Consider the following 12,443-nt stretch of genomic DNA (forward strand, 5'->3'; position numbering starts at 1 on the left):
GTATCGTGGATACAAGAATTTCTGTCGACCTGGAAAGCTACAAATACCCCGACGGGACCGTCGCGCTTGCCGGGATGCGGCTTGAGATCCGGCGCGGCGAGTTCACCGGGATCCTCGGATCCAACGGCTCGGGGAAGACGACGCTTTTGAAGGTCATGGACGGCCTGATCAAGGGGTACAAAGGCGAGGTGCTGCTCGACGGGGAAAACGTGCTGAAGCTGCATCCGCGCGACATCTACCGCAAGGTGGGACTCGTGTTCCAGAATCCGGACGACCAGCTCTTCGCCACCACCGTCTTCGAGGACGCCGCTTTTGGGCCGCGCAACATGGGGTGCGGCGAGGCGGAGGTGAAAACTCGCGTGGAGGCCGCGCTCGCCAGCGTCGACATGGCTGAGTTCGCCGGCAAAGGGATCCACAACCTGAGCTACGGGCAGAAAAAGCGCGTCTGCATCGCGGGACTTCTGGCCATGGGGCACGAGATCCTGCTCCTGGACGAACCTACCGCAGGGCTCGATCCGATGGGGGAGTACCGGATGATGGAACTCCTGACCCGGCTGAACCGGGACCAGGGGGTGACCATCGTCATGGCGACGCACAGCGTCGATCTCGTGCCGATCTTCCTACATCAGCTGCACATCTTAAGTCGCGGGCGTCTGGTCCGCGGCGGCGCTCCGGAGGAGGTCTTTACCGCTCCAGAGGAGCTTGCCAACGTGAAGTTGCGCCTGCCCCACATCGCCGAGCTCATTTACCAGTTGAAGCACGAAGACGGATTCTCCTTCAGCAGGCTACCCCTCACCATCGGCGAAGCGCGCCGCGAGATGGTGGAGGCGATGCAGCGGCCCCGTTCCGAGAGCTAACCTCCACCAATCCACATCCGCTTTCTTTATCAGTAGCGCTTTTCCAATACTGTGGCGTGCGTCCTGCCTATCATGCCGGCGACGCTCCCCATCTCGTCCACGGAATCTCCTTCAATCAGCTTTATGTGCGTGAGGCCGGCCGGCACTTCGTTGAAAGTCGGGTCGATCGGCACCCAGGTGCCGTTCAAATAGCTTTCAGCCCAGCTGTGGTAGAGGAAGCCGTCCCCCTGGTAGACGAGACCGGAGACGAAGCGGGTAGGTATGCCTGCGGCGCGGGCGAGCGAGGTGTAGAGACGTGCATGGCTTTGGCAGTTGCCGCGTCCCTTTTGCAGGATTTCCAGTGGTGATTGCGCGTCGGTTACATCGGGCTTGATCTCCGCGGCGACCCAAGCGGCCAAACGGGCCGCCTTCTTTGCGGGATCCTTCTCGTCACCGACGATGGTCTTCGCGCGGGCGATGATTTCGGGATTGTCGCTGGGCGTCCGCTCTCCCGGCTGCACGTCCGTCTCGGCAGGAGGTGCAGCAGCTGCAGGGGCCGGGTTCGGCAGGGTGAAGACGACGCCGCCGTCGGGCATCCGTTCCGCCTTCTGCCTCACCCCCTGCAAGAGTGGCTGCTCAGCCGGGATGCCGGTCATGCGGACGACCAGCTTCTGCAGCCGCTCCGGATGCTCGATCGGGGGAGTTACCCGTATCAGGCTCAGGTCGAGGACGAGGTCTTTCTTCGCCATGGCAGCTTCGGCGAGTTCGGCCCTCGCTGTCGCCTCGTCCCGGGCGAGCGTGACCACGAGCCCGTCCCGCACCGATTCCTTCAGGACGTTCCCCTTCAAATCGATCCAGATGTCGTTGTCCACCATGGGGTAAAGGTTGTTCCTGAGGTGCACCACGGCCTTTCCGTCCAGGGTTTCCTGCCCGACCACTTCGACCTTCGCTTGCTTGACCTTCACCGCCTCTACGTCGAGGTACTGGATCTTGTAGGTCTTACCGGGCACCGCCCCATGCATGAGCGGGTAGAGGTTCAGTGCGTGCGGCGGGTAGACGACGCCTTTCACCTTGAGGGTATGCTCCTTCCTGCCGTTGCCGGAGCGGGTCACGACGCTGATTCCCTTGCGCGTAACTTCGCCGCTCACCGCCGAGGGGCTGCCGTCGATGCGGGTTTCCGCCTGGAAGGAGCGCAGTGCCAGGTCCGGGGCCACCTGATAGGTCTCGGTGGAGCTTGCTTCCCTGGAGAAGCCCATCACCTTCATCTTCACGCTGCCGCGCGAGGCGATCTGGTACCCCTCAGCAGTACGGGTCACGGTGGTTTGGCCGAAGCCGACCTGCTCGTCCCCCATGATGATGGCAAACCAGCGCTCCCCTTCCGGGAGGGAGGTGATTTGCGGCAGGGGGGCTGCCAACAGGTGCAGCGGCAGAAGGACCATGATCAATGCGACCAGCAACTTCCCGTATTTCATATGGCGCGACATGGGCGGCTCCTCGAGAACTTTGATGATTTACTGCGGTGCGTGCGGGGGAATTTATACCACACAACCCGCGGCATGCGCAACGCGCTAACCGGTCGGTAATTCTGATGAATGCCGACATGGTGCAACCTCATGAGATTGATGATAAATATAATCCTTTGATTAAATACACTTAAGCTGTTGCAGTCCGAAAACGGGACAAGTATAATGGGGACATAGATAAGAGTTGCGGGGGATCGTAGGATCCCCCTTCCCCTAGCTGACTTGCCCTCCTAGTCGCTAGGGTTTTTTTTGCCCGAAATCCCGTCTCTTCGAGTGTGCCAACTGTTGCACACTTTTCGCGAATCCTATACAATCCGTTCGTCCTGCAATTTCATTGTCCAGCGAGGAAAGATGTACCCGATAGTCACCATTACCGACCAGTGCCGTAAATGTTACTCCTGCGTGCGCAGCTGCCCGGTCAAAGCGATCAAGGTGGAGAAGAGCTACACCGAGATCATCCCGGAACGTTGCATCGGTTGCGGCAACTGCCTGAGCAACTGCCCCCAGCACGCCAAGGTCATCGCCGACAACGTCACCGTCACCGAGGCACTGCTCACCTCCGGCGAGCCGGTCATCGCCGTTTTAGGCTGCTCCTTTCCGGCCTTCTTCCACTACTGCTCCCCAGGCCAACTCTCCGCCGGTCTGCGTCAGCTTGGTTTTGCCGAGGTGCACGAGGGCGCGAGCGGGGTGGAGCTCATCGCGGACGAGTACAAGAGCGCGATCAACAACACGAACCTGCCGCTCATCTCCTCGCACTGCCCGGCCGTCGTCGACCTGGTCGAGCGCCACTACCCGCAGCTTATCGAGAACATGGTCGGGGTGGTGACCCACATGGTTGCCATGGGACGCTACCTGAAGCACGTCCTCGGCGACCACGTGAAGGTCATCTACATCAGTTCCTGCATCGCCGGCAAGTTCGAGGTGCAGGCTGAGCAGACCAGGGGGGCGGTGGACGTCCTTTTGACCTACCGGGAGTTGGAGTCGATCTTCAAGGAACGCGGCATCGACCTCACCGCTCTGGAGGAGGAGCCTTACGACGGGCGCGAGCCGCACATGGGGCGCGTCTTCTCGCTTTCCCAGGGGTCCTTCCAGGCCTTCGGCATCAACCCGGACCCGCTCGATACCGATATCGTGACCGCCGAGGGGGAAGTGAACGTCATGGGGATCATCAAGGACTTGGCCGCAGGGCGCATCAGCCCGAAGCTCGTCGATCTGCGCTTTTGCTACGACGGCTGCATCGGCGGCCCGGGGCGCAACAGGGAGCTCACCGAGTTCTCCAGGCGCAACATGGTGATATCCCATTTCCGCCGGGAGATCCCTTACCGGATGGCGCCGCATTACCAAAAGGATTGGCAGATCGATTTTTCCCGCACCTTCTCGGACAAGTACGCGAAGCTCCCCATACCCAAGGGTGGGGACGTGAAGAAGATCCTGCAGGCGACCAACAAGTTCACCCAGAAGGACGAGCTTAATTGCCGCACCTGCGGTTACCGGACCTGCCGCGAGTACGCCGTCGCTGTCTTCCAGGGGCTGGCGGACCTTGAGATGTGCCTGCCGCACAACCTGCAGCAGCTCGAGGAGGAGCGCGGGCGCCTGATCCAGAAGTACGAGCTTGCCAAGAGGGAGCTGGACCGCGAGTACGGTGACGAGTTCATCGTGGGGAGCGACAGCCAGACCCTGGATGCGCTGGACCAGATCAAGCAGGTTGGACCGACCCCGACGACGGTGCTCATCAGGGGCGAGTCCGGTACCGGCAAGGAGCTCGCGGCGCGTGCGATTCATCGCTACAGCAAGCGAAACGACAAGCCGCTCGTTACCGTGAACTGCACCACCATTACCGACTCGCTCCTCGAGAGCGAGCTCTTCGGTCACAAGAAAGGCTCCTTCACCGGCGCGATAACCGAGAAGAAGGGCCTTTTCGAGGCCGCCGACGGCGGCACCATCTTCCTGGACGAAATCGGCGATATCACCCCGAAACTGCAGGCGGAGCTCTTGCGCGTGCTTGACCTGGGGGAGGTGCGGCCGGTCGGTGGGACCGTGGCACGCCGTGTGGACGTCCGTCTCATCGCCGCGACCAACAAGTCCCTTGAGGACGGCGTGCGCGACGGTTGGTTCCGCGAGGACCTCTACTACCGTCTGAACGTTTTCTCCATCACCATGCCCCCCCTGCGGGAGCGGGTGGAGTCGATTCCGCAGCTTGCGCACCACTTCCTGGAGAAGGCCCGCAACAAGCTGAACAAGCACATCATCGGCATCGAGGAACGCGCCATCAACGCCATGGTGAAGTACCCCTGGCCGGGTAACATCCGCGAGATGCAGAACGTCATCGAACGTGCCGCGGTGCTGACCCACGACGACATCGTAAAGCTCGGGAACCTTCCCCTTGCCTTCGCGGAAAGCTACGCCGACGAGGGTGAGGATGTCATCGACCTCCGTTCCTTCAAGAAGGAGCGCGAGCCGCACGTGCTACGCGTCGAGAAGAAGCTGATCCAGCGCTATCTGGCGGACGCGGGTGGCAATGTGTCAAAAGCGGCACAACTTGCCAACATCCCGAGACGCACCTTTTATCGTCTTTTGGCCAAGCACGGGTTGAAAGGACGCACCATTCGCGCCAGAGAGGGCGAAGAGGAGTGATTTAACGCTCGGGAGCCGTTGCGCCGGTGGTCAAAATGATACAAATGGGCACAATTACGCAGCGTGTGCCAAAATTGGCGCACTTTGTATACACTGGAACATAACAAGACTCTAATTCTAAAAATTCAGTATACGTGAAAACAATGACTTAGGCTGGCAGGGTGCTTTTTTTTCGCATTGGCACGCATGTAGCAATAGTGTAGACATCGTGTCACCAAATTTGAGCACTAACCAGAACAAGGAGAATACAAGATGGGCAGAATGAGAGAGAACCCTAGGTACAACGTTATTTCCATGAGGATCAGCGACGCAGAGCGCGAGACCCTTGAGATGATCATGGATACCACCAAGAAGAGCGTTTCCGAAATCATGAGGGAAGCGATGGAACTGGTAAAGGCCAGGAGTGTTGAAATGGGCCAGAAGGCGGCTTAGGCCGCCTCGAAACTCTACCCGTACCATAAAAAACGGCCGCGAAAGCGGCCTTTTTTTATTCCAGCGTCAGTGCCGCCGCAAGAGCGGCACCCCCGTCTCCTATTTCACCTTCCAGGTGGTCCCCTGCGGGCTATCCAGAAGGACGATGTCCTTTTCCAGCAGCATGTCCCTGATCTCGTCGCTGCGCTTGAAGTTCTTAGCCTTCCTCGCCTCGGCGCGCTCGGCGATGAGCGCCTCGATCTCCTCGACCGGGATCTCCATCTCCGATGTCTTGCGGTCCTTCATCCGCTGCATGAATTCCGCGGGAACCGAGTCGCACACGCCGAGCGTAACGGCTATCTTGCCAATCTCTTCCTTCACGCGCGCAAGAAGCGCGAGCGGCGCGACGGGGAGGGCTCGGTTCACGCTGCGCACCAGGTCGAAGATGTGGCCGAGCGCCATCGCGGTGTTGAAGTCGTCGTCCATCGCCTCGGTGAAGCGCGCCGCGATCGTGCCGCACTTTTCCTCGAGCTCGGCGCTCTCCGCCGTGGGGGCGTGGTCGGTGCCTGCGGCGAGGCGTTCATCGATGCCGGCCAACGCCTTGTAGATCCTCTCCAGGCCGAGTTCCGCCTCTTTGAGGTTCTGGTCAGAAAAGTCGATCGGCGAGCGGTAGTGCGCGGAGAGGAGGAAGAAGCGGAGCACCTCGGCGTCGTAGCGCTCGAGGACCTGCTTGATGGTGAAGAAGTTCCCGAGCGACTTGGACATCTTCTCCGAGTTGATGTTCACGAAGCCGTTGTGCAGCCAGTACTTCACGAAGGGCTTGCCGGAGGCGGCCTCGGACTGGGCGATCTCGTTCTCGTGGTGCGGGAAGACGAGGTCTTTGCCGCCGCCGTGGATGTCGAAGGTGTCACCTAGGAACTTGGAGCTCATCGCGGAGCACTCGATGTGCCACCCCGGACGTCCCTGTCCCCACGGCGACTCCCAGTACGGCTCGCCCGGTTTAGCACCCTTCCAGAGGGCGAAGTCCATCGGGTTTTCCTTCTTGTCGTCCACCTCGATCCTGGCGCCGGCTTGCATGTCCTCGAGGTTCCTCTTGGAAAGCTTCAGGTATCCCTCGAAGCGCTCGACGCGGAAGAAGACGTCGCCGCCGGACTGGTAGGCGTAACCTTTCTCGATGAGGCGCTCGACGAGCGCGATGATCTCGGGGATGTGCTCGGTAGCCTTCGGCTGGAAGGTCGGAAGCTGCAGCATGAGCCGCGCCATGTCCTTGTCGAACTCCTCGATGAAGCGCTCGGAGATCTCGTTGTAGGGGACGCCGTCGCGGTTGGCGCGGTTGATGATCTTGTCGTCGATGTCGGTGTAGTTACGGACGTAGGTGACCTCGAGCCCCTTCGCCTGCAGGTACCGGTAGATCATGTCGAAGACCACGTTGGCGCGCGCGTGCCCGATGTGGCAGTGATCGTAAACCGTTACGCCGCAGACATACATGCCGACCTTGCCGGGGGTGATCGGTACGAACTCTTCCTTGCTGCCGGTAAGGGTGTTGTAGACGCGTAAAGGCATGTGTCGGTTCCTCTTTTAAAAGTAATAAGCCCCTGGGGCCATATCTGGTCTTGCTTTTAAACCCTCTCCCTAAGGGGGAGGGGAGTATGGTCGTTAGCGCTTCTGCTCGCTCCAGGAGTCCCTTAAGGTGGCGGTCCTGTTGAAGACCAGCGCCTCGGGACGGGAGTCCTTCATGTCGGGGCAGAAGTATCCCAGCCTCTCGAACTGGAAGCGGTCTTCGATGGTCGCCGAGGCGAGGGACGGCTCGAGCTTGCAACCCTTCAGCACTTCGATGGACTTCGGGTTCAGCGAGGTGCGGTAGTCGGGCTCGTTCTTGCCGCCGGGGTTCGGCGTGCTGAACAGGCGGTCATAGAGGCGGACTTCGGCGTCGACGGCGTGATCAGCACTCACCCAGTGGATGGTTCCCTTGATCTTTCTGCCGTCCGGCGCGCTCCCCCCGCGGGAGGCCGGGTCGTAGCTGCAGCGGACCTCGACGATCTCGCCGTTTTCGTCCTTCACCACCGACTCGCACTTCACGATGTAGGCGTAGCGCAGGCGTACCTCCTTGCCCGGCGCCATCCGGAAGAACCCTTTGACCGGCTCCTCCTGGAAATCGTCGCGCTCGATGTAGACCGTGCCGCTGAAGGGGACCATGCGGGTTCCCATCTCCGGGTTGTTCGGGTGGTTCGCCGCCTCGAATTCTTCGCTCTCACCCTCCGGGTACCCCTCGATGACCACCTTCAGGGGACGCAGCACCGACATGGCGCGCGGGGCGCGGACGTTCAGGTCCTCGCGCACCGCGTCCTCGAGGATGCTCATGTCGATGAGGCTGTCGCTCTTGCCTACGCCGATGGTCTCGCAGAAGGCGCGGATCGACTCCGGGGTGAAGCCGCGGCGCCTGATCCCGACCAGGGTCGGCATGCGCGGGTCGTCCCAGCCGTCCACGAGTTTCTCCTGCACCAGTTCGAGGAGCTTTCTCTTGCTCATCACCGTGTAGTTCAGGTTCAGGCGGGAGAACTCGATCTGCTGCGGATGGCTCGGCACCGGGAGTTGGTCGAGTACCCAGTCGTAAAGCGGGCGGTGATCCTCGAACTCCAGGGTGCAGATGGAGTGCGTGATCCCCTCGATGGCGTCCGAGATGCAGTGCGCGTAGTCGTACATCGGGTAGATGCACCAGGCGTCGCCGGTCCTGTGGTGATCGACCTTCTTGATGCGGTAGATGACCGGGTCGCGCAGGTTGATGTTCGGGGAGGCCATGTCGATCTTCAGGCGGAGCACCTGGCTCCCGTCCTCGAATTCGCCGGCGCGCATGCGGGCGAAGAGGTCGAGGTTCTCGGCGACGCTGCGACTGCGGTACGGGCTCTCCTTGCCCGGCTCGTTCAGGGTGCCGCGCATGGCGCGGATCTCGTCTGCGCTGCTGCTGTCCACGTAGGCGAGCCCCTTCTCGATGAGGACCCGGGCGTACTGGTAGAACTTCTCGAAGTAGTCCGAGGCGTAGTACATGTGCTCGCCCCAGTCAAAACCGAGCCACTTCACGTTCTCCTTGATGGAGTCCTCGTACTCGATGTCTTCTTTCGCAGGGTTCGTGTCGTCGAAGCGCAGGTGGCAACGGCCGCCGAAGTCGCGGGCAAGGCCGAAGTTGAGGCAGATGGATTTCGCGTGGCCGATGTGCAGGTAACCGTTCGGCTCCGGCGGGAAGCGGGTCACGATGCTCTTGTGCTTGCCGTTTTTTAGATCTTCGGTGACGATGTTGCGGATGAAATTGGCCGCTTTCTCGACTACTGGTGTTTCTTCTGTTGTCATATGTGTTGTCCTGTCCGCTGCCGGTGCGGCCGGCATGCGTAGAGTTGAATATTTTTACTTCTTTTCCAAAAGCGCCACTGAGTAAGCGGCGATGCCGTCGCCTCTTCCGGCGAAGCCGAGTTCCTCGGTGGTGGTCGCCTTGACGTTCACCCGGTCTTCCTCGGTGCCGAGCGTCGCCGCGATGTTGCTTCTCATCTGCGCGATGAAGGGGGCGAGTTTCGGGCGCTGCGCGACCACTGTGGCGTCGACGTTGCCGACCCTGTACCCCTTGCTTTCCGCGAGATCCATGACGTGGCGCAGAAGCTTCAGGCTGTCCGCCCCTTTGTAGGCCGGGTCGGTGTCGGGGAAGTGCTTGCCGATGTCCCCTTCGCCGATGGCGCCCAGGATGGCGTCGGAGATGGCGTGCAGGAGCACGTCGGCATCGGAATGCCCGAGAAGCCCCTTCACGTAGGGGACGTCCACCCCGCCGAGGATCAGTTTGCGCCCCTCCACCAGTCTGTGTACGTCATAGCCGTGCCCGATGCGCATCATTTCACTTCTTCTCCTTCAAAAAAGCCTCGGCGAGGATCATGTCCTCGGGAGTCGTGATCTTTATGTTCGTGTAGTCGCCTCTCACGACCTGCACCGGTTTTCCCTGGCGCTCCATGAGCGAGGCGTCGTCGGTCCCGAGAAAACCATCGGCGGCGGCCTCGTCGTGGGCGGCGCCGATCAGGCCGTAGCGAAACGCCTGTGGCGTCTGCGCCAGCCAGAGCTGTTCACGCGGCGGCGTCTCGGCGATGACCCCCTCGCGGACCACTTTCACCGTGTCCTTGACCGGGACCGCGACGATGGCGGCGCCGGAAGCTTGCGCGGCGGCAACGGACTCTTCGAGCATGGCGGCGGTGACGAAGGGGCGCACCCCGTCGTGGATCAGCACCAGGTCGTCCGCAGCGATTCCCTCGATGGCGCGCAGCCCGTTATGGACCGAGTGTTGCCGCTCGGCGCCTCCCGGCACGATGGCGCGCACCTTCGTGAAGCCGTAGCGCTCGACCACCTCGCTGCGGCAAAATGGGATCTCCTGCTCGGGCGAGACGAGGTAGATGGCGTCGATGCATGCGGCCTCCTGGAAGACCCGCACGGTGTGCGCGACGATCGGCATGCCGTCGAGCGCGAGGTACTGCTTGTTGTACCCCGCCCCCATCCTCTTTCCCATGCCCGCGGCTGGAATAAGCGCGAAAACCCTGGTCAAAAATAACCTCGATTGTGAGAGCGGCTTCCCGGGAGGGAAAGCGCCGAATTATACAGTTTGGCTGTGAAAAAACCAGTTAAATATCACCAAAGTAAGTGCAGACACGCCACCTGGAGAAGTGGAGCGCCGCCTAGCCGACCAAGGCGGTTAGGGCGGCGGCCAGGTCCGGCAGGTCGTCGTCCTGTAGGGTGCGCGGATCGAGCAGGAAGGCGTTCTTGCTGATCCGGCCGATGACCGGAATCTCCATCCCCCTGAGCCTTGATTCGATGTCGTTCGGGGAAAGCCCCTCTACGGCGACCTCGATGAGCATGGTGGGGAGGTTCAGAAGCGGCAGCGTGCCGCCACCGGCCTGCGAGAAGCCGTCGGTCAGCTTGTAGCTGACTGCGTCCGGCGTGCGGCGGCGCAACTGCCCCGCGATCTTTCTGGCGCGGGCGGTGAGCTCGGGGAGCGAGGCTGTCAGCATGCGCAGCGTCGGCACCTTCTTGAAGGCCACTATTTCGTCGCGGTACAGCGCGAGGGTCGCTTCGAGGCTTGCGAGCGTCAGCTTGTCCATCCTGAGCGCGCGCAGGAGCTGGTGCTTCTTCATCGCCTCGATGAAGTGCTTCTTGCCGACGATGATGCCCGCCTGCGGCCCGCCCAGGAGCTTGTCGCCGCTGAAGGTGATGACGTCGACACCGGCGCGCACGAAGTCCTGCACTGTCGGTTCGGGGCAGGGGAGTTTCCCGGAGAGGTCGACCAGGTTCCCGCTACCCATGTCGGCCAGGACCGGGACCCCGGCCTGCTTGCCGAGTTCCACCATCTCCTCCGCGGTTACCTCTTTGGTGAAGCCAAGAACCGCGAAGTTGCTGCAGTGTACTTTCAGAAAGACCGCGGTGTTCTCGTTCACCGCGTTCTGGTAGTCCTTCGGGTGGGTCCGGTTGGTGGTACCGACTTCCCTGAGCGTGACGCCGGAAAGCCTCATCACCTCGGGGATCCGGAACGAGCCGCCGATCTCGACGAGTTCTCCGCGGGAGACCACCGCCTCGCGTCCTGCCGCCATGGCGCTCAAGGTCAGCAGCACCGCCGCCGCGTTGTTGTTCACCACGATGGCGGCCTCGGCACCGGTCAGCTCGCACAAGAGGGCCTCGACGTGGCTGTAGCGGCTCCCCCGCACCCCCTCGTCGAGGTCGAATTCGAGGTTCGAGTAAGAAAAGGCGATGGTGTTGAGGGCGTCGCGGGCGGCCTCGGGGAGGATGGAGCGTCCGAGGTTCGTGTGGATGACGATGCCGGAGCCGTTGATGACCCGCCGCAGGCTCGGGCGGGTCAGAAGGCGCAGCTCGCGCGAAACCGCAGTGCAGAGCGCTTTCTCGGCGAAGGCCGCATCGTCGAGGGAACCGGCACGGGCCCCGGCACGAAGCAGATCCAGCACCTGGCGTACCGCCTTCAGCACGAGTTCCCTCGGCTGTTCGGAGAGAAGCCGGCGCACGTCCTCCCATTCGAGAACCCGGTCCACTTTAGGGATCAATTTCAGCTGCTGCACAAAGCCCCTCCACTCATTGAAATGGCAACGGGCTAATTTAACTCAAAGTGATGAATGAGGCAAAGAAAATCCACTGGTTTGGAGGGGAATGAACCAATTGACCTTGGGATTGAGGGATGAGGCGAGAGATTAGCGGTGAGAGCGTGACGGCGGAGCCTTGGCTCCTGTACTGGGTAAAAGAAAACCCGCGGGGCTTAAGGGCGCCGCGGGTTGGTAGGCTGGATTAGAGGTCGAGTCCTTTGGTGGTCCACATCTCGGGGGAGTCTTCCTCCTCTATGAGGACCTTGCCGCCGTACTCGGCGTTTTTCTGCACGAGCATCTCGGCCATCACCGGATCGCGCTTGCGGAACGCCTCGATGATCTTCTCGTGCTCCTCCACCGAGAGCTGCATCCTCCCGGGCTTCATAAGCGACGCCATGCGCAGACGCTGAAACTTCTTCAGCAGCTGGGAGATCATGTCGTGCAGCTTTTCGTTGCCCGCTCCCTTGATGAAGAGCTCGTGAAAACTGTTGTGCACCTTGAAGAAGTGGCGCACGTCGCCTTCCTCGGCGATCTCCCGCAGCTTCTCGTTTATCGCCTCAAGCTTGTTTATCTCGCGCGTGCTGAGCTGCGCGCAGGCCTTGCGGGCGGCGTAACCTTCCAAAATGCTCTTTATGGCGTAGAACTCTTCGACGTCCTTCGCGGAGAAGCTGGCGACCAGCGCTCCCTTGCGCGGGATGACGGAAAGATATCCTTCGGATTCCAACTGGCGGAAGGCTTCCCGGATCGGCGTGCGGCTGATTCCGAAGCGGGCGGCAAGTTCGGGTTCGGCAACCTTTTCTCCAGGCTTGAGAGCGCCAGACATGATGGCATCGCGGATGGTCTCAAGTATGCGTTCTCTAAGGGTAAGGTGCTTTTCTACGCTCTTCTTCATGCGGCCCCCTTGAATGATCGCCGTATTGTATACA

General features: G+C 61.2%; 10 protein-coding genes. 3 read left to right on the plus strand and 7 right to left on the minus strand.

Going from position 1 to position 12,443, the window contains the following annotated elements; genetic code table 11:
• The first annotated feature begins 5 nt into the window (after nucleotides 1–5).
• Nucleotides 6–857 carry an energy-coupling factor ABC transporter ATP-binding protein gene (locus tag E8L22_RS06825; protein ID WP_136524442.1) on the plus strand — a complete coding sequence of 284 codons (852 nt, stop codon included), beginning with the start codon at nucleotides 6–8 and terminating at the stop codon, nucleotides 855–857.
• A 29-nt stretch (nucleotides 858–886) separates the two neighbouring features.
• Here E8L22_RS06825 and E8L22_RS06830 read toward each other — a convergent pair whose 3' ends face one another.
• Nucleotides 887–2,320 (minus strand): transglutaminase-like domain-containing protein, encoded by a 1,434-nt coding sequence (locus tag E8L22_RS06830; protein ID WP_136524443.1) that lies wholly within the window; start codon nucleotides 2,318–2,320, stop codon nucleotides 887–889.
• Nucleotides 2,321–2,710: 390 nt separating this feature from the next.
• On the opposite strand from E8L22_RS06830, the gene E8L22_RS06835 reads away from it, so the two are divergent.
• Both E8L22_RS06835 and E8L22_RS06840 read left to right on the plus strand, forming a co-directional pair.
• Complete coding sequence (locus tag E8L22_RS06835; protein ID WP_136524444.1) at nucleotides 2,711–4,993, plus strand: sigma 54-interacting transcriptional regulator; 2,283 nt, start codon at nucleotides 2,711–2,713, stop codon at nucleotides 4,991–4,993.
• A 252-nt stretch (nucleotides 4,994–5,245) separates the two neighbouring features.
• Entirely contained in the window at nucleotides 5,246–5,425 is a 180-nt protein-coding gene (locus tag E8L22_RS06840) for a ribbon-helix-helix protein, CopG family (protein ID WP_135869231.1), read from the plus strand.
• A 99-nt stretch (nucleotides 5,426–5,524) separates the two neighbouring features.
• On the opposite strand, the gene cysS is transcribed toward E8L22_RS06840, so the two are convergent.
• From cysS to E8L22_RS06870, 6 genes are all read right to left on the minus strand, one after another.
• A complete protein-coding gene (cysS, locus tag E8L22_RS06845) occupies nucleotides 5,525–6,967 on the minus strand; it encodes a cysteine--tRNA ligase (protein WP_136524445.1) in 1,443 nt (480 codons plus the stop codon).
• Nucleotides 6,968–7,060: 93 nt separating this feature from the next.
• Nucleotides 7,061–8,749 carry a glutamine--tRNA ligase/YqeY domain fusion protein gene (locus tag E8L22_RS06850; protein WP_136524446.1) on the minus strand — a complete coding sequence of 563 codons (1,689 nt, stop codon included), beginning with the start codon at nucleotides 8,747–8,749 and terminating at the stop codon, nucleotides 7,061–7,063.
• 54 nt (nucleotides 8,750–8,803) lie between these two features.
• A complete protein-coding gene (ispF, locus tag E8L22_RS06855; RefSeq protein ID WP_136524838.1) occupies nucleotides 8,804–9,277 on the minus strand; it encodes a 2-C-methyl-D-erythritol 2,4-cyclodiphosphate synthase in 474 nt (157 codons plus the stop codon).
• A gap of 4 nt (nucleotides 9,278–9,281) precedes the next feature.
• Entirely contained in the window at nucleotides 9,282–9,977 is a 696-nt protein-coding gene (gene ispD / locus E8L22_RS06860) for a 2-C-methyl-D-erythritol 4-phosphate cytidylyltransferase (RefSeq protein ID WP_136524447.1), read from the minus strand.
• 130 nt (nucleotides 9,978–10,107) lie between these two features.
• On the minus strand, nucleotides 10,108–11,496 hold the full coding sequence (selA, locus tag E8L22_RS06865; RefSeq protein WP_136524448.1) for an L-seryl-tRNA(Sec) selenium transferase: 1,389 nt from the start codon (nucleotides 11,494–11,496) through the stop codon (nucleotides 10,108–10,110).
• 223 nt (nucleotides 11,497–11,719) lie between these two features.
• Entirely contained in the window at nucleotides 11,720–12,409 is a 690-nt protein-coding gene (locus E8L22_RS06870; RefSeq protein ID WP_136524449.1) for a GntR family transcriptional regulator, read from the minus strand.
• Nucleotides 12,410–12,443: the final 34 nt, after the last annotated feature.

It is taken from the genome of Geomonas ferrireducens, from assembly GCF_004917065.1.
GTDB classification, from domain to species: Bacteria; Desulfobacterota; Desulfuromonadia; order Geobacterales; family Geobacteraceae; genus Geomonas; species Geomonas ferrireducens.